General features: G+C 52.4%; 17 protein-coding genes. 16 read left to right on the forward strand and 1 reads right to left on the reverse strand.

Annotated features, from left to right (window positions below):
* Positions 1-226 precede the first annotated feature (226 nt).
* The 5 genes from A4E54_RS00420 to A4E54_RS00440 all read left to right on the forward strand — a co-directional run bounded on the left by A4E54_RS00420 (position 227) and on the right by A4E54_RS00440 (position 4,886).
* Positions 227-1,492, forward strand: coding sequence for an S-layer homology domain-containing protein (locus tag A4E54_RS00420; RefSeq protein ID WP_240084261.1), 1,266 nt, complete (start codon positions 227-229; stop codon positions 1,490-1,492).
* Positions 1,492-2,073, forward strand: a complete 582-nt coding sequence (locus A4E54_RS00425) for a YdcF family protein (RefSeq protein WP_240084262.1) — start codon at positions 1,492-1,494, stop codon at positions 2,071-2,073. The genes A4E54_RS00420 and A4E54_RS00425 overlap by 1 nt, the downstream gene beginning before the upstream one ends.
* 189 nt (positions 2,074-2,262) lie before the next feature.
* Entirely contained in the window at positions 2,263-3,324 is a 1,062-nt protein-coding gene (locus A4E54_RS00430; RefSeq protein WP_240084263.1) for a GNAT family N-acetyltransferase, read from the forward strand.
* 1 nt (position 3,325) lies between these two features.
* The gene (locus A4E54_RS00435; RefSeq protein ID WP_240084264.1) at positions 3,326-3,925 is read left to right on the forward strand and encodes a sugar transferase; all 600 of its coding nucleotides are present in this window, start codon (positions 3,326-3,328) and stop codon (positions 3,923-3,925) included.
* 19 nt (positions 3,926-3,944) lie between these two features.
* Positions 3,945-4,886 (forward strand): NAD-dependent epimerase/dehydratase family protein, encoded by a 942-nt coding sequence (locus tag A4E54_RS00440; RefSeq protein WP_286723675.1) that lies wholly within the window; start codon positions 3,945-3,947, stop codon positions 4,884-4,886.
* Here the strand turns inward: A4E54_RS00440 and A4E54_RS00445 are convergent.
* Positions 4,877-5,203, reverse strand: a complete 327-nt coding sequence (locus A4E54_RS00445) for a DUF3307 domain-containing protein (RefSeq protein WP_240084266.1) — start codon at positions 5,201-5,203, stop codon at positions 4,877-4,879. The genes A4E54_RS00440 and A4E54_RS00445 overlap by 10 nt on opposite strands.
* Positions 5,204-5,487: 284 nt before the next feature.
* Between A4E54_RS00445 and A4E54_RS00450 the strand changes: the two genes are divergently transcribed.
* From A4E54_RS00450 to A4E54_RS00500, 11 genes are all read left to right on the forward strand, one after another.
* Positions 5,488-5,892, forward strand: coding sequence for a response regulator (locus A4E54_RS00450; protein ID WP_240084267.1), 405 nt, complete (start codon positions 5,488-5,490; stop codon positions 5,890-5,892).
* A gap of 27 nt (positions 5,893-5,919) precedes the next feature.
* Entirely contained in the window at positions 5,920-6,882 is a 963-nt protein-coding gene (locus A4E54_RS00455; protein ID WP_240084268.1) for a D-glucuronyl C5-epimerase family protein, read from the forward strand.
* Positions 6,883-7,054: 172 nt separating this feature from the next.
* Positions 7,055-8,185, forward strand: a complete 1,131-nt coding sequence (gene wecB / locus A4E54_RS00460; protein WP_240084269.1) for a non-hydrolyzing UDP-N-acetylglucosamine 2-epimerase — start codon at positions 7,055-7,057, stop codon at positions 8,183-8,185.
* Positions 8,173-9,336: a glycosyltransferase gene (locus tag A4E54_RS00465; protein WP_240084270.1), complete on the forward strand. Its 1,164-nt coding sequence runs from the start codon at positions 8,173-8,175 to the stop codon at positions 9,334-9,336. The genes wecB and A4E54_RS00465 overlap by 13 nt, the downstream gene beginning before the upstream one ends.
* A gap of 139 nt (positions 9,337-9,475) precedes the next feature.
* On the forward strand, positions 9,476-10,603 hold the full coding sequence (locus tag A4E54_RS00470; RefSeq protein ID WP_286723679.1) for an O-antigen ligase family protein: 1,128 nt from the start codon (positions 9,476-9,478) through the stop codon (positions 10,601-10,603).
* Positions 10,600-11,793 (forward strand): glycosyltransferase family 4 protein, encoded by a 1,194-nt coding sequence (locus A4E54_RS00475; protein WP_240084272.1) that lies wholly within the window; start codon positions 10,600-10,602, stop codon positions 11,791-11,793. Before A4E54_RS00470 ends, A4E54_RS00475 begins: the two co-directional genes overlap by 4 nt.
* Entirely contained in the window at positions 11,727-13,016 is a 1,290-nt protein-coding gene (locus tag A4E54_RS00480) for a glycosyltransferase (RefSeq protein ID WP_286723681.1), read from the forward strand. Before A4E54_RS00475 ends, A4E54_RS00480 begins: the two co-directional genes overlap by 67 nt.
* A 5-nt stretch (positions 13,017-13,021) precedes the next feature.
* The gene (locus A4E54_RS00485) at positions 13,022-14,311 is read left to right on the forward strand and encodes a glycosyltransferase family 4 protein (RefSeq protein ID WP_240084274.1); all 1,290 of its coding nucleotides are present in this window, start codon (positions 13,022-13,024) and stop codon (positions 14,309-14,311) included.
* Between the two features lie 89 nt (positions 14,312-14,400).
* Positions 14,401-15,975 (forward strand): hypothetical protein, encoded by a 1,575-nt coding sequence (locus A4E54_RS00490; protein ID WP_240084275.1) that lies wholly within the window; start codon positions 14,401-14,403, stop codon positions 15,973-15,975.
* 163 nt (positions 15,976-16,138) lie between these two features.
* Complete coding sequence (locus tag A4E54_RS00495) at positions 16,139-17,122, forward strand: diguanylate cyclase domain-containing protein (protein ID WP_240084276.1); 984 nt, start codon at positions 16,139-16,141, stop codon at positions 17,120-17,122.
* Positions 17,123-17,125: 3 nt separating this feature from the next.
* On the forward strand, positions 17,126-19,183 hold the full coding sequence (locus A4E54_RS00500) for a PAS domain S-box protein (RefSeq protein ID WP_286723685.1): 2,058 nt from the start codon (positions 17,126-17,128) through the stop codon (positions 19,181-19,183).
* Positions 19,184-19,569 lie beyond the last annotated feature (386 nt).

Consider the following 19,569-nt stretch of genomic DNA (forward strand, 5'->3'; position numbering starts at 1 on the left):
GCGCGCTGCGCAAATTGCTGCTGGATCCCGGACTCCGCCTGCAAATGGGGCAGGAGGGACGGCGGCGGATGTGCCGCAATTTCGATGAGGCTGCCGTAAGCCGAAAGGTTATGGCCATATATGAGGAAGTATTGATGTATGGAAAACAATAAGTATAAAGTACGGTGCCGGATGATTAATAGCATGACTGAGCAATCCTGATCACCAGTATTTAAAAAAGGAGGTCATGATGAAAAGAATTCTGTTTCTTTTTTTACTTACCGTGGCATTTTTCTGCCATGAGCATTATGCTGACGCCCAAACCTTCTACGATGTCCAAAACCATTGGGCAAAGGGATATATCGGCCAGCTATCCGACGCAGCAGTCATATGCGGCTATCCTGACGGCACCTTCCGGCCGGAAGACAATATTACCAGGGCCGAGTTTGTCAAGGCGCTGGTCGTAAGCCACGGCTTTCCCCTAAAGGCATCGGTTAACTCCACATTCACCGACGTCAACCCCGGCCGCTGGTATTACCCGTACATTGAAACGGCGGTAGCCGCCGGGGTTATTATCCCCGGTGAATATATTCAGCTGGCTTTTGAGCCTGACGATCCCATAACCAGGGTTGAAGCCGCCATGTTTTTGTCACGTTCACTAGGTTTGGCAGCTGAATCCGCCTATACCGGATTTGATGACGGGAATCAAATTCCAGAGGAGTTCAGAGGATATATCCGGACGGCAAAGGAACGCGACTTGATTGCCGGCTATCCCGACGGGACTTTCAGGCCGTGGAACCCCATCACCAGGGCTGAGGCCAGTACCATCCTGGTCCGTTACATCTACGAACAGGGTAAAGGTAAAGGTTTGGTCACCGTATGCTACGACCACCAGCTGTCTTCTGTATATGAGAACGCCTTTCCGGTCCACAAAGCTTACGGTTACCCCGGCGTAAACTATGTTTGTACGTCGTCAGTGGGGGCGGAAGGGGCAATGACTGTTAAGCAATTGAAAGAAATGGAAAGCGCGGGCTGGGAAACAGCATCCCACAGCGCCAACCATTTGCACTTTAAAGATCTGGAGGAAAATGAAATTCGTGATCAATTGGCCAGATCTAAATCATGGTTACAGCAGCAGGGTCTGACCGGTGAGAACTTCGCCTATCCTTTCAGATTTGCCGGCGCTCCAAACCCGCTTGTGCAGGAGTACTACAATTCCGGCGCGACATCGTACGACAAAGAAATCAATGTAAGTCCTTTTAATCCTTACAAGCTTTGCAGGTACTACCTGCAAAACCCGGGTGCGGAAGAAATAAAAGAGGTTTTGGACAAAACCGTGGCGGCTGGAGGGTGGGTAATATTCTACACTCACAATGTTTATGAGGGCGGCCAAACACCGGACAGTAAGAGTATAAATCAGGATACGCTAAAACTCCTGTTTGAGGAGACGGCGAAGAGAAATATTCAGGTGGCAACGGTTAAAGAAGGCCTGCGGCTAATGGCGGGTAAATAATGCGAGTGAAACGTTTTGCTTTTTTTGCCATATTTTACGGCCTGCTTCTAATTGTTTTTATTGTACTAGCTTATCCCCCATGGCCCTTAATGGCTAAATTGCTGGTTGTTGATGAGCGGCCTGAGGCAGTTGATGTGCTGATAGCGCTTTCGGGGGATTCGGAAAGGGAGCTTTACGCAGCGGAGCTTTACAGGTTGGGCTTGGCGCCCAAAATAATCATGTCGGGCCACCGGCCGGGAACCCAGAAGATGGCAATAAGAGCAGTTAACAAAGGTGTAAAAGAACAGGATATTATTACCGAGGATAAATCTGAAAATACTTATGAGAATGCTGTTTATTCAAAGGAGGTCGTACTTCGGCAAAATTTTAAGTCTGCCATTATCATTACCTCACCATACCACATGAGGCGTACCAAACTTGTATTTGAAAGGATATTCAGAAATACAGGCGTCAGATTGATTTATTGTCCGACCAGGGACTCCGGCTTTAACGTGGACGGTCAGTGTGAAAGCGAAACAGACAGACAGATAGTCCGGCGAGAATATATAAAACTAATCTATTACTGGTTCAGGTATTGGTAAAGTCGGTAGTCGGTAGTCAGTAGTCAGTAGTCAGAAGACAAAAGACAGAAGACAGAAGACAAAAGGCAAAAGACAGGGACAGGAGACAGGAGCCAGGGACCGGGAGTCGGGATGCGAGAACGGTTTATCGCCTCGCAATATTCTGGATTCTGACTCCTGAATTCTGACTACTTGAAAGGGTGGCATCTAGTGGGAAATTATTATGTATTGGGTTTGCAGGACAAGGAGCAGTGGCTGCGGGAGCTGGATTGTATCAAGGATTTGTGTCCGGACCTTCATTTCCGGCCTGAATACTGCGGATTATTCAGGGATTCCGGGGAAGTCCGGCTTTTCGTCTACCGGGAGGAGGGATGTACGGTTGTTTATCCTTTCCTGCTCAGGAAGGTGAACCAGATTCCGGGTTTGGGGGATAAACTCGAGCGGGAGCTATATGATATCACCAGCCCTTACGGCTATGGAGGGCCGCTGGCTTCCCCTGCGGCAGGTGAAGGTGCGTGGCGCAATTTCTACCAGTCTTTCAGGGACTACTGTGCAGGGAACGATATCATCAGCGAATTTATCCGGTTCCACCCTTTATTGGAAAACCACCGCATACTATTAAACAATGTGGAAGTCGCGAGGGCATCGTCAGTAATCTGCGTGGATCTCAGAAGAACAGATGAGGAAATATGGTCGGGGTATGAGCGCAATAATCGTAAAAACATTAACAAAGCCTACCGGGAAGGCCTCGAAGTGATTCTGGAAGAGACGCCGGCGCATTTTTCCGATTTTATTTCGATCTATCACCACACGCTTTTCAGGAACCAGGCCGGTGAATTTTACTTCTTTAACAGCGATTTTTATGATTGTATCCACAAAGAATTAAAGAATAACTTTTTGTATGCGCACACCTTGAAAGACGGACAGATTATTTCAACTGAACTGCTCTTGTTTAATCATACTTATATCCATTCATTCCTGGGAGGAACGTTGGAACAATTTTATCAATACCGGCCAAACAATATTTTAAAGCATGAAGTGATCAAATGGGCGAAAAAAAAGGGGATCAGCTACTTTTTACTTGGCGGGGGATACCGTGAGGGAGACGGTATTTACTGCTACAAGCATTCCTTCGCCCGCGACGGCGTGCTGGATTTCTATGTCGGGAAAAAAGTGCATAACCGTGAAGCGGTGAGCACGCTGGAAAATCTGCTGGCGACAAAAGCACCAAGAGAAAATGACAGTTATTTTCCCGGCTACCGGAGGTATTGAGATGAAAAGGGCGTTTGACCTCGTTGGCTCTTTATTGATTCTGGCGCTCATCAGCCCGCTGCTTTTAGCGGTTGCCCTGGCGATAAAAATAACTTCGCCTGGTCCGGTCATTTTCAAACAAAAGCGTCTGGGCCGGCAAGGAAGAATCTTTTATTTGTATAAATTCCGGAGCATGGTTCCCCACGCTGAAAAAATCGGTTCCGGGATGTTTGTGGAGAAAGATGACCCGCGCATAACCGCAATCGGCAAGATTCTTAGAAAGACCAGCATTGATGAGTTGGCGCAGCTTTTTAACGTTTTACGCGGCGAGATGAGCCTGGTCGGCCCGCGGCCCGCCCCCCTGCACCACTACAGCAAGTACAACGAGAGGCAGAGAAAAAGGCTCAATGTTAAGCCAGGCATCACCGGCTGGGCCCAGGTTAACGGCCGTTTAGCCATTTACTGGCCGGAGCGTATTGAATTGGATGTCTGGTATGTTGAGCATTACTCATTCTGGCTGGACATAAAAATACTAATCAAGACAGTTGCCGTGGTTTTGCTCCGCCATGGCGGCACAGCCAAGGAAGACCGTAAAGAAGCAGACCCGTTTATGAAAATGTAGAAGAGATGGGAGGATTACAGTGAGGCTGAAGGGACGCAAGGTTTTAGTGACGGGGGGAGCCGGTTTTCTCGGCTCCCACCTTTGTGAAAGGCTGCTCGCGGAAGGTGCGGAGGTGCGTGTGCTGGATGTGCTTGCTTCCGGCAGGGCCGCTAATCTGAGCGCTTTATTGGGACAAATCGACCTTATTAACGGTGATATCGCCAGTGAGGATTCTGTCCTTAAGGCCGTGGGGAACTCTGATACTGTTGTTCACCTGGCTTTTCCCCTGGCCTTGCGCGAGCGTTCAATTGAAACTCCGGTTATAACGGGCATTTTAACCGGTCTTCTTAATTTGATCCAGGCGGCTCTTGCCCGTGACGCTTTGCTGATTTATACTTCGTCAATTGCTGTTTACGGGAATGGAAAATATGTGCCTATTGATGAAAAACATCCGTTGGAGCCTGTCCTGATTCACGGCGCCGTCAAACTGGCCGGCGAAAATTTTTGCCGCACACTTGCCGGGAGCAATGGACTGAGGACGGTCATTCTCCGGGCTGCGGATATTTATGGCCCGCGCAACACCAGGATCAGTGTGCCGATAAAATTTTTGCTCCAGGCCATGGCAAACGAGCCCATCACAATATATGGAGACGGTTCCGACAGCCGCTCCTATACGTTCGTCGCTGATTTCACCGAGGCGGTTGTCCTGAGCATGATCCGGCCTGAAGCAACAGGCGAGGTGTTTAACGTCGGAGGGGATGAATGCGTATCCATGTGCGAATTAGCTTCTGAAGTCAAGAAAATAGCTGGAAGTTCCGGCCCTGTTCTCTTTCAGGACAGCCCGGCCGCCGGCCGCCGGCTTTTTATTGACAACCGGAAATCAAAAGAAATACTTGGCTTCAAACCGTCGTTCAGGATTGGCGAGGGACTGACCCTAACCCACCGCTGGCTCATTGACAACCCGCAATATTATCATTCGTAAAAAAGCGCCGCCAAAATGGTGGCGATGTGCAATAACTGATCGGTGATGTTCACCGGATGCAATTTTGCTAGTGATGAGGAGAAAAGGCGTATCTTAAGAAAGTCTATCACAAAATGCGTGGCAAATAGGAAAAAAAGTTTCCATATTGAAAAAAAACCGGTCAGCATTAAAACGAGGCTGATTACCAACGCCCAGGAGAAGGCGTGGGCGGCAAGCGCCGTGATTTTTTTTCTTTTATAAACAGCCAGCCGGGTTAACTGGAGAAAGAAATCAGCAAAAACATGCCCTGCCATCAACAGGAGTAGAATTGAGAACATAATTATCCTCCATGCGCTGTATTATTAACTATATGCGAAAATATTTGTTTGGATTCAGGGAAGTCTAATCTACCTTCGGGCAGATAAATGGAAGTCGATATACTTTTTTCAGGCGAGATATCATACGGGAGATAGGGCTATGAATATTAAAAAAATAGAAGGCAGGCTGTTTTTCTGCTGTTCAGATAATTGGATTAAACTATTTTAAAAGAAGGATTTCGTTGCGATATAACGAATAAATTATCAATTAAGCTAATGTAAAATTATACCATTGGGGTGAGGGCATGATGTCTCAATCCTTACAATATCTGCTTATTGTTGATGATAACGCCGGGGTGTGCCGTCTTTTATTTGAGTTGTTCAGCGATGAGGGGTATATTGTTGAGACGGCGCGAAGCGGTGCGGAGGCGCTCCGGATAATTCGTGCCAGAATCCCTTCGCTGATCCTGCTTGATGTTAAAATGCCGGGGATGAGCGGTTTGGAAACGATGGATAAAATAAAGGAAATCGTTCCAGACACGCCGGTGGTGATGATGACCGCGTATACTGAGCTGGACACGGTCATGGCGGCCAGAGAGGAAGGTAAAATACGATATTATTTAAGCAAGCCTTTCGAATTGGACGAGATGCGTCTTTTAGTGAAAAAGATTCTATCAGACAGAGAACGTAAACAAAAGTTATCCGGTTAAGGCCCATATATGGCTGGTAAGGGAGTAATGAGCGCTCGTTTACATAATACCGGCTTAATGATCGGTAGCTGGCTGTCAATTATCTCCGGCAGGAGTTATTACCACCAGGAACAGCCGCTTGGCAGAATTTTTCAGCCCGGTGATGTTCTTGGTTATTTTAATGATCTGACAGGTAAAACGAAATGGAGGGGACCGGTTTCCGAGAGGGGGGTCCCTTTAAACCGCAAGGTAAACGGAAGCTTGGTCTTTATCCCCACGACTATTGCGCAGAAAGCTTTAGGGCATTATGACAACTGGCTACTGGACGGGGACAGCCGGGACCTGGATGACTTCATGCTGCTTGCCGGCTGGCTGCGTGAGCACCAGGACGCGGCAGGCGGTTGGCCGATATGGCCGGTGCTGGGCATGTCCGGTCCTTCCCTTTATTCAGCGATGGTTCAAGGTGAGGCTATCTCGGTGGCGGTGCGGGCGCACCTGCATGATCCGGATCAAGCGTGGATAAAAGTGGCGGAAGACGCCGCCCGGCTAATGCTAATACCGGTTATGGAAGGCGGGACCGCCCGGTACACGCCGGAAGGTCTTGTGCTTGAGGAATATCCAATAAAGATCCAAAACACCATTCTCAATGGATGGTGTTTTGCTCTTTACGGCTTGTACGATTTAAGGCTTGCCAAGGCAGGTTTGCATATTGACATAGAACAGGCGCTTAACGATACACTCCGGGCGCTGAGCGTTTACCTGCCCCGTTACGACGCCGGGTACTGGTCTTACTATGACACCGCCAACAACCTGGCCGGCCCATTTTATCACAAGCTGCACATAGCGCAACTGCGGGCAGTTGAAGAAACATTTCCCGGGATTGAAGCGGTAGCCCGTTTCTACCGTGTAAAATTTGAGCGCCAGTGGTCAAGGGTAATTAACAGGTTTAGAGCCGTAGTAAAAAAAGGACTGCAAAAGATTTGCCACCCCCCGGAAACTATCATTCGCTGACTGTCAGAAGCTGTCAATAGGGACGGTTCTCTTGACACTAGTGTCAAGAGAACCGTCCCTATTGACACTTTGACAACGGGGTATTTAATTAGAGAGGCCCTTGGAACGATTTTTCTCAACACTTCATAGGATGGAAGTATAGAAAATGATCAATATGCTTCGGAGGGATTCTTTGAAGATTGCCGCAGTGGCCGGTACCCGGCCCCAGTTTATTAAAGCGATGATGGTTTCCAGAGCCGTCAGGGAAAAGCACAAAGAAATATTGATCCACACCGGTCAGCATTATGATCCTAATATGTCGCAGGTGTTCTTTTGCGGGCGGGGCTGCCCCGCGCCGGATTATTATATTGACGCCGGACAGGACACGCCGGGGCGGCAGCTCGGCAAAATGTTCGACGGATTAAAAGCTGTGTTTGACCGGGAGAAGCCTGACGTTGTTCTGGTTTACGGCGATTCCCGCTCCACCCTTGCCGGGGCGCTGGCAGCGTCAAAGACAGGTGTGCCCCTGGCACATATTGAGGCCGGCTTGCGCTGTGGCAACCACGCCATGCCGGAGGAGTTCATCAGGGAATTGACCGATTATCTGTCCGCCATATTGTTTTGCCCTTCTGCAGCCGCGGTCCGCAACCTTAATAAAGAGGGGGTTGTCAGCACCACCGGCGCGATTTTCGGTAAGGAAGCCGACGCGGTGCGGTTTGGCGCTTCTATTGCCGTTAACGTCGGGGATGTTATGTATGATGCTTTGCAGGAGTGCCTGGAAAGAAGCAAGTGTTTACCGCCACAGGTGGGGGGAAAATTTCCGGAACCCGGGGGGTACCTTCTCGTGACTGTTCACCGGGCGGAAAACACTGATAAAAAGGAGCGGCTGTCAGTTGTCCTGGAAAGCCTCGTTGCATTGGGAGAAAAGGTCGTATTTCCGGTCCACCCCCGCACTAAGAAGAAAATCAGTGAATTCAACCTGGGCGGCTATTTGTCCCACCCTAACATGACTGTAATTGAGCCGGTAGGCTATGAAGAGATGATCTGGCTCTGTAAAAACGCCAGAAAAATAATCACTGATTCTGGTGGTTTGCAAAAAGAGGCTTTTTTTCTTCAAGTGCCTTGCATAACCTTACGGGAAGAGACTGAGTGGACGGAAACAGTTGAAAGGGGCTGCAATGTGCTGGTGGGCTGCGAGCGGCGGCGAATCCGGGATGCGGTTGGAGCTTCCGCGCGTGGTGACTGGTCCGGCTGTCCGTACGGGCAGGGAAACGCCTCGCGTTTAATCTCCCGGTTGCTGGAGGAATATTTTTGCCCAGGGTAGTCATGTTGGTGAACAGCGATTACCGTTATGACGCCAGGGTGCAGAAAGAAGCCGCCGCCCTTGGATTGGCGGGGTACAGCGTGACTGTTTTCTCCCTGACCATGAATGTCCGGTGCGAACAAGACGCAATGGGGGTGCGAGTGCTGAATCCCACAACTGAGAAGCTGGCCTGGTTTCCTTATAAGCTGTCCTACCTGCGTGCTTACCGGCAGATCATCCAAGCGCTGTTGCGTGAAAAGGCAGATGTATGGCACGGGCACGATCTGGATATGCTGCCCTTCGTGTTTATAGCCGCGAAGCTCAGGGGAGGTAAAATTGTATACGACTCCCACGAACTCTGGCAGGGATACGGCTGGCCCGGTCGCGGCGGCAGGTGGGGTCTGCTGCGTCGCCTGCTTTGGCAATGCTGGCTGAAACTGGAAAGGACGCTGGCGAAGCATTGCCATTTAATCATTACCGTAAATGAAAGCTGCGCCCGGGAAATGGCTCGAACGTTAAGGGTGCGGCTCCCGCTGGTGCTGAGAAACTGCATTGACCCTGCTGAAGCGGCCGGTCCCGCGGGTAGCCTGCGGGAGGCGTTGGAACTTGGCCACAGCGAATTACTGGTTGTGTATACAGGCAAACTGCAAAAAGGACGCGGCCTGGAAGGATTAATCAAAGCTTGGACCGGTCTGCCCGCCGGCCGGCACTTGGCAATAATCGGCCGGGGGCCGCTGGAGGGGGGACTGAAAAACTTGGCGCGAAGCGCCGGACTAAAAAATGTTTATTTCCTGCCGCCGGTAAAAGCGTTGGAATTGCCGGGTTTTATCCACGGATCCTCCCTGGGTGTGGTTTTGATTGAGGATATTGATCAAAGCAAGCATTATTCTTTGCCAAACAAGCTGCTTGAATATATCGCCGCGGGGGTGCCGGTGCTGGCATCGCAACTGCCGGAAATCCGCCGGCTGGTGGACGAATATCAAGTCGGCGCTTTCGCGGATCCCGGAGACAGCGGCAGCATCAGGGAGTCGTTGAACGAACTGCTGGGCAACGTGGAAAAGCTGCACTCCTTAAGAATGAATACCTTGAAAGCCAGAGTGGATTTAACATGGCGGAAGGAAGCTGGTTTGCTAATTAGTGAATACTCAAAAATTACCAAAGACAGCAGGTAAGAACCGCCCCCCATTGCTTCATTTGCTTCCGACTGTCTTCATCGCAGGGACTCTGTCAGGTTTAGCCGGGGTTAAATGGCCTGTCCTCCTAGCGGGTGGAATCCTGGCGTTTCTATCCTGTTTATTGGCCCCGGAGGTATTGGGTTTTTTTACCGGAGGGGGCCTTTATCTGGTTGGCAGGACCTTTGACATGGGGCATGAAGCATTGCTTTTTTTGAACGTGGGCGTATTTTTGTTTCCCATGTTTTTCCTAATGATTTATTTGTTTTATAAAAAGAGAGCTTGCGCCTTGATTGCTATATTCAGACTTTGGGAATTTTGGGCCGTGCTTGGCCTTGGTTTATTAATGCTGGTCCGCCTGCCGGACAGTTTGTTTGAAGAATACGGGGTACAGAAAATAAAGTATTACCTGGTTAATAACATGGTATGTTTTTTCGGACCGGTGCTGTCCTCAGCCGTCTGGGGCAATCCGGGCCTTTACCGCTTTCTGAAAGGAGTCCTCCTGGGCGGCTTGGCGCTTACCGTGTATTTCTGGGTGAGCGGGTCATACCTTGAATTGCCTTTTAATATTTATGCCGTGCTGAATTTTAATCCCATTGAAATAAGCAGGCTGATTGGCCTGTTCATCCTTCTGGTGGTGATCGGCGAGGTGATGGCTATTCCTCATCTTTTTGTTTTTTTGCTAGCCGCGGCCGCAAGCGCCGCCATGATCCTGCTTGATGCCCGGGGTCCCGCCCTGGCGCTGGTTATCGCCCTGCTCTGCGGGGGTATGGCGGCGGGCCGCCGGGAGTTTCGCCTGCCGCCGGTGCTGGTCGTCCCTCTTTTTATCCTGCTGGCGGTTTATGTCTCCTCCCACTACTGGTTTTCACCTGATTTTTTCAGTTTGAGTGATAACGGCAGGTGGCAGCTTTACCAGGCTGCTCTAGCGACGTTCGGGCAGAACCCGGTGCTGGGCGCCGGAACTGGATCTTACGCCAGTATTTCACCTGTGCCGGGAATTAATTATCCGCACAACCTGTTTCTGGAATCGGCGGCGGAACTGGGGCTTGCGGGGCTGGCACTCTCCTTGTTGTTTGTATTCGCTCCCCTGTTGCGGCTGGCATGCTGGCGAAAAAAAGTTAAAGAAACTGCTCTCGCCGTTTCGCTGCTGGTATTTTGCCTGGTAAACGCCATGCTTAGCGGGGATGTCCCCGGAAATTACCTGCTCTGGCTGGCTGGCGGGGTGGCGGCTTCTGCCGCCATGACAGCTGCGGAGGACTACCGGTGAAAATTTTAATGATCTCCGGCGCGCGCGCGGAAGTTTCCACAGGTGAGACCATCCATACGCTGGAGGTGGCTGGAGGGCTGGCCGGCGCCGGCGCCCGGGTGACCTTGCTGCTGCGGGGGAAGTATCGCGGACCCGGCCGGCCGGGTGTGCACGTGGTAGGTTTACCAGTGATGAAAAATAAATGGCTCGACGGGGTGCTCCGGCCGGTACTGGTATGCGTGGCGGCGTCGTTTTTCACTTTGCGGGCGGGCTGCGACGCTGTGTATGTCCGGGACAGTATATTTGAAATGCCCGTAGTTTGGCTGTGCAAGCTGCTGGGTCAAATAGTGGTCCTGGAGCTGAATACGGTGTCGCCGGAAGATCTGCGCGCTAAAGGCAGGTCTCGCTGGAAGCAGGCTATAGCCGCTTGGGCGCAGCGAAAGGCCTGTTTTTCCGCCACTCTGGTCCTGCCGGTTACCGCCGGTTTAGCCGGATGGCTGGCCGGGCAGGGTGTGCCTGCCGGTAAGGTGACAGTGGTGGCCAACGGGGCCAACCCATATTTGTACCGCCCGGCTGGGCGAAAGAACGCGCTGGCGCGGCTGGGTCTGGACCCGGTGAAACAGTATCTCTGTTTCGCCGGCAATTTGGCGGCCTGGCAGGGCGGGGAAATAGTTGTTGAAGCTTTTGACAGACTGGCCGGACGTTACCCGGATGCCATCCTGCTGATTATCGGGGATGGCCCGGAAAGGCAGGCGCTGGAATTGCTTGCCTGCTCCAAGGGGCTCGCCGGCAGGGTGCTTTTCACCGGCCGGCTGCCGTATCACCGGGTGCCCGTCTACTTGAACGCCTGTGTGGCGGGCATCGGCGGGGGCTGGTATGGAGAAAACCTGACCTTGAAAAGAAGATTCTGTTTCAGCGGCAGTTCCGCTTTGAAATTTTTTTCCTACCTGGCCTGCGGCCTGCCGGTTGTTGTGCCGGATATCGCCGACCTGTCCGGCATAGTGCGGCGGACCGGCTGCGGGCTGGTGGCGGAACCTGACCGGGTGGAAAACCTGGCGGACGCGTTAACAGCCGTGCTTGAGCATCCGCTTGTGTGGGCGGAGGCCGGGCGCAGGGGCAGGCGCTTTGTTGAAAGGGAGGCCGCGTGGGAACACCGGGCTTCCCGGATCATCGACCTGGTGAAAAAGGCCAGGCGCCGGAAAGGCAGGTGATCATCATTCCAAGAAAATTAATGTACCTGACAGTCACCGCGCCACTTGGCCGGCCTGAAGCTTTTTTGATCCCGGAAATGAACTGCCTGGCGGAGCGGGGGGTAGAGCTAACCGTCATCCCTGTGCGTCCGGCCGGGCGGCTGGAACACAGGGACGGAGACGGCCCTTTCCTCAGCACTATTGTCTCCGGGCCATGGAGTTTAGCGGTATGGCGGTCAGCTCTATCATGGTCGCTCAAGGCTCCCTTGCGGGTGGCCGGCTTGTTGTGCCTGCTGTTGAAAGGCGGGAGCCTGGCCAATAAGGTAAAGAACCTGCTGCTTCTTCCCAAGGGTATGTTCATCGCGGAAAAAGTTCAGTCCCTGGGAATAAATCATATTCACGCCCACTGGGCGTCCACTCCTTCAACCTGCGCCCTGGTGGCTTCCGTCCTGACCGGTGTCGGCTGGAGTTTTACCGCCCACCGCTGGGATATCAAGAACAACAACCTTCTGCCGGAAAAAGTGAGCAGGTGTTCCTTTGTGCGGGTTGTTTCATCCCATGGGCTTAAGCAGGTGACCAAAATAGCAGGCCGGGAGTCCGGGATAAGGGTGATCCTTAGCCCGTTAGGGGTGGAGGTGAACCCGGAATTTCCGGAAAAAAGCAGCCTGGGCGGGAGTAAACCCATTATTGGAGCCGTCGGCAGCCTCACGGCGGTAAAAGGCCACCGCTACCTGCTCCAGGCCTGCCGGCTGCTGGCCGACAGAGGAGTGAACTTCCGGTGCCTGATCGTCGGGGACGGGCCGGAACGGGGCAGCTTGTTGCGCCTGGCAGACAGGTTAAAGCTTGGCGGTGTTGTTTTCTTTGTCGGCGCGCTTACACACGACAGAGTGCTGCGCCTGCTCAGGTCCGGCATTCTAAGTCTGCTGGTGCATCCCAGTGTGGAAACGCCAAGCGATGAGCATGAGGGCGTGCCGGTGGCTGTGATGGAGGCCATGGCCGGCGGTGTGCCGGTAATTGTTACGAAAACCGGCAGTGTACCCGACCTTGTCGACCGGGATACCGGTGTGATTGTGCCCCCGGAGAACCCTGCCGCCCTGGCGCGGGCCATCAGGAGCTTGCTGAGTGACCCGGACAGGTCCCGGTCGCTGGCAAAAGCGGCCCACCGCAGGATCAGGGAAAGGTTCGAGCTGAACACAAATGTTAATGTTCTACTTGATATGATGGATATGGATACCATGCCATAAGGAGTGTGGCATGCCAAATTTATTCACGGGTTGTGGTGAACGTGGCCGGCATATGTGAACGAACCCTTTGGATTATTAATCATCACGCCGCCGGTCCCGGGAGGCATGAGAGTCTGGCCGGGGAACTGGCTGACCGGGGGTGGCTGGTGAAACTGTTTGCCTCCAGCTTTGTGCACAATGTCTTTATTGAGCTAAAGAATTACCCGCCGGGTTGCCATCACCTGAATGAAATAGAAAGAGGCGTCGATAGAGTCTGGATCCGGACTCCGCCCTACTATGACAACAGCCTGTCCAGGCTGGTCAACCACCTTTATTTTACCTGCAGGGTTGCTAGGCTGGGGCGCGCCCTGGACGCGCCGGAAGCCGTCATCGGGTCCTCCACCCACCTGTGCGCCGGCCTGGCGGCATACCTCCTGTCCAGAAAACACAACGTTCCCTTTGTTTTTGAAGTGAGAGACATCTGGCCCCAGTCCCTCGTGGACATTGGAGCCATAAGCAAGTATAGCCCTCTGACCGTGGGAATGGGTGTGCTGGAGAAATTTTTATACCGGAAGGCCCACCTGATCATCAGTGTGCTGCCCGGTGGAAAAGAGCATATTGCCCAGCTTGGCCTTGAAGATAAAAAGGTGGTTTATATCCCTAACGGCGTCGACCTGGCCTGGTACGACCGCTGCACCCGCGAGGGCTGCCTCACCCCGGAGCAGGCAGCTCTTTTTCGCCGGCTCAAAGGATGGGTGGTGTTTACTTATACGGGAGCGCACGGATATGCCAATGGCCTGGAGACGGTGCTAAAAGCTGCCGAAATACTGCACCGGGCCGGGATTGGCGGCATCCATGTTCTGATGGTGGGCGACGGGCCGGCTAAAGCGGGGCTGGTGAAGGCGGCGGCGGAGCGCGGGCTGACTAATGTAACTTTCTTAAACACCCTGGAGAAGTCTCAGTTACCAATAATCTTGAAAAACTCTGACGGGTGTCTTTTTCACCTGCGCAACAGCAAAGCATACCGCTACGGACTTAGTTCCAACAAGTTGTTTGATTACATGGCGGCGGCGCGGCCCATAATCGCTGCGGTGGAAAAAGCACCGAACACGGAGTTTGCCCGGTTCGGCCTGCATGTGCCCTCGGATGAGCCCGGCGCCCTGGCGGACGCGATGCTGCAGATGGCCGGCGAAACGCCAGGCGCCAGGAAAGTTATGGGAGAACGCGCCCGGGCTTATGTGGAAAAATTTCACGATATTCCGGTACTGGCCGGCAAGCTGGCAGAGGTTTTGGAGAGCTTGAAAAAAAGTGTATGAAATTACCACGAGGAAGTTGACGAATATTGTCGAATTTTACGTTAACTGGGAAAATAACAAGCTTCCAGAATACTGCCGGGAGGTATGCGATGAAAAAGAAGCGCGGGTCTTTCTATCTTAGCCTGATTTTAATTTTTTGTTTCTTGTGGGTCATAATACCGGCCGTACCCGCCGGGGCGGCCGATTCCAGTGAGTTGCTCCAGATCTTTACCAGGCTGGACACTGTCAACGGCGGAAACTGGTATAAAAGCGCCAACAATGACAACGCGCAGCTGGCCTGGGGCGAAAGCTACGTGATGGACGCTTATTTAACAATGTACGAGGCTACTGGCGACACTGTTTATTTGGACAAGTTCATTGCCCACGGCAAAGGGGTTTTAGCCCAGCGGGACAGCTCCCGCGGCGTTACGGATTACCGGGGTCTCAGTTTGCCTGCCTGGCGCAACGGCAGCTACACCTTAAACGGAAAATATGCTGTTTTTGCCGCGCACACAGGCATGATCGCTTATCCCATGGCCAAGTTTGCCGCAATTGTCACCAAAACTCCATCCCTGCAAAAATACCGGAGCGACAGGGAATTATTCCTGCAGGCGGCCAAAGACGCGGTGGCTGTTCATAAAGATGAGTGGGTGGACGAAGGCAGTACCGGGTATTACAAGTTTCGCGACGACATGCCGTACAAGCAGGCGGGCGGGAAACTGCCCTTTAACCAGTATTTGGCCATGGCCAGGACGGAGCTGATGATTTACAACGCTACCGGTGAGACCCAGTACCTGGACCGGGCGAAAAAAATGCTGCAGCACTTTAAAAACAATCTGGCTGTCGACGCGGGCACCAACAGCTACCGCTGGCGGTATTCACTTGGTAGTTCCTTATATGAGGACATCGGCCACGCCATTATTGACATAGACGCGGCTTATCAGGGGTATGCGGCCGGCGTTGTTTTCAACGCTACTGACATGGCCAAGTTTGCCAATACCGGCTCCAAGAAATTAATCAAGCCCGACGGCGGCATTGCCAACGACATAATGGGAGGCGGCGCCACCCAGTACCCCTGGTTCATCGGCTTATGGTCGGCCTACGGGCAATTCGCTCCTGTAATCACAGACACAGCCTATAGCAAGCTCTCGGCAACCACCTCCGGCGGCGCCACCGGCCTGCTGGCGGCGGCCATGCTGAACAAGGCTAACGCGCAGCCCGGTTACCGCGTTGGAGAAAGCCAGCCCTCTCCGCCGGTGGACAACCCTCCGGCCGGCGAAATGGTTAAAAACGGTGATTTCAGCCAAGGCAAGGCTGAATGGACAGGCCCCGACGTGGTGATAAAAACCGAAACCGGCGGAAATAGCTACGCTAGCGCCAAATATGGGTGGTATTTCTACCAGTACGTCCCGGTAGAGCCGGGTAATAAATACGCGGTAAGCGCCAGAAGCCGGAAAGGCAATGCCGTCACCGAAGCCAGAATAGCCTACTTCTTTTATAACGCTGCCGGCAAGCAGCTGTCCAGCGGCAGCATTATGTACAAGCATAAAGGCGCGGGATGGGAGCAGATCCCGTCCCAGACAGTGGCAGCCCCGGCCGGAGCGGCCAAAATACAAATCAAGCTGCTGGTAAACGGCGGTTCCGGCACGCACGATTTCGATAACATATCCATGAAAAAAGTTTGATTAAATTTGCCTTGCGATCCGCCTGTTGTTAAACGGGCGGCTTTTTACGACAAAAATTGATAAATTATTGCATTTTTAATAATTAAATAGCAGGAAAATTTTTATAAATTATAGAAGTAAATGTTTGACTATATTTAATCTTAACAACCGGGAAAGGATTCTTATGGCAATTCTTATTGTTGATGATTTGTCGGACAGCAGGCTGCTGATTGAATATATTTTAAAATCGGCAGGCTATACGGATGTGTTTACCGCGAAATCGGCCGCTGACGCTTTTAAGCTTCTCGGCATGGACAATGCGCAGGGTGCGCAGGGGGGCTTTGATTTAATTGTAATGGACATTATCATGCCTGGTATTGATGGCATCGAAGCCTGCCGTTTAATTAAAGAGCGTGAGAATATGCGGGATATTCCCATTATCATGGTAACTGCCAATTATGATATCGATAACCTGCAGTCAGCTTTTTCCGCCGGGGCGATGGATTATATCACGAAGCCGCTGAATAAGGTGGAGCTGCTGGCGCGCGTGCGCTCGGCTTTAAGACTCAAACACGAGACGGACAGGCGGAAAGCGCGCGAGAATGAGCTGCTTGAGGTAACGCGCCAACTGGAAGAAGCAAACCAGAACCTGCGCCGGCTCTCTTTTTTAGACGGCCTTACCGGTATTGCCAACCGGCGCCATTTTGATGAGGTTTTATTGAATGAATGGAACCGCGCGGCGCGTGACGCCGTGCCGTTGTCTTTAATAATTCTCGATATAGATTTTTTTAAAAAATACAATGACACTTATGGTCATCAGGCCGGCGACGACTGTTTGAAACAAGTGGCGGGCTCTCTGAGCGGCCGCTTGAAACGGCCCGGAGATCTGGCGGCCCGCTACGGCGGCGAGGAATTCGCGGCCATCCTGCCGAACACGGATATGCAGGGGGCTGCCGCGATAGCGGAGATGCTGCGCGGCGGTGTTGAAGCGCTGGAAATTCCTCATGCCAGTTCGTCAGTCAGCGCCTATGTCACGGTAAGCGCCGGGGCGGCCTCTACCGTGCCTCGGCAGGCCGGTACTCCGGGAGACTTGCTGGCGGCGGCCGACAAGGCGCTCTATCAGGCAAAGCAAGGCGGCAGGAACAGAGTGACCTTGAGGGAAGTATAAGAGATGAAAGATCAAGACAAGACCAAAAAACGACTGATTGATGAATTAAACGAAATGTGGCGACGAATTACTAATTTAAAAACACCGCAGTTGGTGGAAGAAAAACTTACCTGGCTGGCTTCCATCGTGGAGTTCTCAAATGACGCCATTGTCGGGATGAGCCTGGAGGGCCTTATTTTTAGCTGGAACGCGGGCGCGGAGAGAATCTTCGGGTATACGGCGAATGAAGTCATCGGGCGCCCTGTTTTTATCCTCGCGCCCAATTACGATGAAATAGCAAAAAATTTGGAACGAATCAAGCTTGGAGAAAGGGTCAATTACTACGAGACCGTACGCGTCAGGAAGGATTTCAGGCAGATTCAGGTTTCCTTGACCATATCCCCGATTAGAGACACTTCAGGCAAAGTAATCGGCGCTTCAACCATTGCCCGCGACATTACCGGACAAAAGCTGATCGAGGAGAAACTGCGCACGAGTGAAGCGCGTTTCAGAGCGATCTTCGAGGGCACGTCCGTGGGAATAACGTTAATCAACAGGGAAGGGCGGCTTGTCGAGAGCAACCCGGCGCTGCAGGAAATGCTCGGTTACAATGGCCGGGAACTGGCCAATATGGTTTTTAACGAGCTCATTTACCCGGATGACATGGCCAATTATGTTGGATTGTTCAACGACCTGTGGGCGGGCGCGCTGGACAGCTACCAGATGGAAAAAAGCTATGCCCGGAAGGATGGCCGGCTGGTTTGGGTAAGCGTTAATTTTTCCCTGGCCCGCGACAACTTGAATGAGCCGATGTTTATTATCGGTGTGGTGGAAGACGTTACTGAGCGAAAGCGGGTTGAGGAGACCATGCAGCAGGCTAAAGAGGTTGCGGAAGCCGCCAACAAGGCGAAAAGCGAATTTCTGGCCAGCATGAGCCATGAAATCCGCACGCCGATGAACGCAATCCTCGGAATGGCCGATCTGCTCTGGGAGACGCCGCTGACTTCCGAGCAGCAAAAATATATTATGACGTTCAGGTCGGCGGGTGAAACGCTGTTGAGCCTGATCAATGACATTCTCGATCTTTCTAGGGTCGAGGTTGGCCACTACGAGCTTGAAAGCATAAACTTCGACCTTGGTAATGTAATAGAAAAAACCTGCGAAGTGATGGCTGTTCGCACACATGAAAAGGGTGTTGAGCTGGTCTGCCGGCTCATGCCTGATGTGCCCGTGAATCTGATAGGGGACCCGGGCCGCCTGCGCCAGATTATCATCAACCTGATCGGGAACGCCATTAAATTTACCGATGAAGGTGAAGTGCTGTTAAAAGTTGCGCTTGCGGACAATCAGCCGCCCATCTCCACCGGAAGTGACGGACGGGAATGCCGGTTGCTTTTTACTGTCAGCGACACCGGCATCGGCATATCACCGGAAAAGCTGGACGTTATTTTCGAGTGGTTTACCCAGGCGGACTCCTCAACAACCCGCAAGTACGGAGGCACCGGGCTGGGCTTAACCATTGCCAAGAGGCTGGTGGAATTGATGGGCGGACGCATATGGGTGGAAAGTGAAGTGGGGAAGGGGAGTACCTTTTACTTTACTATCTGCTTTGCCGTTCAATCCGGAACAGCCGGGGGCGAAGAGAAATCATCAAGTGCGAAAAGTGAGCCGGCGGAGACGCCCGCAGCCTTTGCGGACCAGCGCGCCTTGCGCCTTCTCCTGGTGGAAGATTCCCCGGACAACCAGCTATTGATCCAGGCATACCTGAAAAAGACCGCCTGTCAAATTGAGATTGCCGAAAATGGGGAGATAGCCGTGGAAAAGTTTAAGTCGGGAAAGTACGACTTGGTCCTGATGGATATGCAAATGCCCGTGATGGACGGGTATACCGCCACAAGAGCCATCAGACGCTGGGAGGCGGAGAACCGCCTGGCGCCAACTTCGGTTATCGCGCTGACTGCTTACGCATTGAAAGAAGACGAGCAAAAGAGCCTTGACGCCGGATGTACGACTCATTTGACCAAACCGGTCAAGAAGGCGATCTTGATGAAGACCATACTGAAAAATATTCGTGGCAAATAAGCCGCGCTGCGCAATACCTGTTCGATCCCCCGGAATTAACTTCTCAGCGCTGCCGGTTCCACCGGCAGCACTACTTTCATGCGGTAATTTTCCTGCCCTCTCGCCCAGCTTTTTATTTTCATTGTTTACCGGCGGCAAGTGGGGGTGGTTCTTGCTTGCTACCCTTGGGGTGGCAAGTCCAGAACCGCCCCCACTTCTCCTTTATTTCGTCACCAAACCCAAGCGACCGTAATATTATAATCGTAATATTATCAAAAGAAAAACAAGGTAAGGCGGGGATCGAGCGATAGATGAACTATATTCACCCGGATGCGGCGATCGGCGCGAACTGTGTTATCGGCCTTTTTTCGGTGATTGGGGAGGGCGCCTATATTGGCTCCGGCACG

This window comes from Pelotomaculum sp. PtaB.Bin117 (genome assembly GCF_002067195.1).
GTDB classification, from domain to species: domain Bacteria; phylum Bacillota; class Desulfotomaculia; order Desulfotomaculales; family Pelotomaculaceae; genus Pelotomaculum_D; species Pelotomaculum_D terephthalicicum.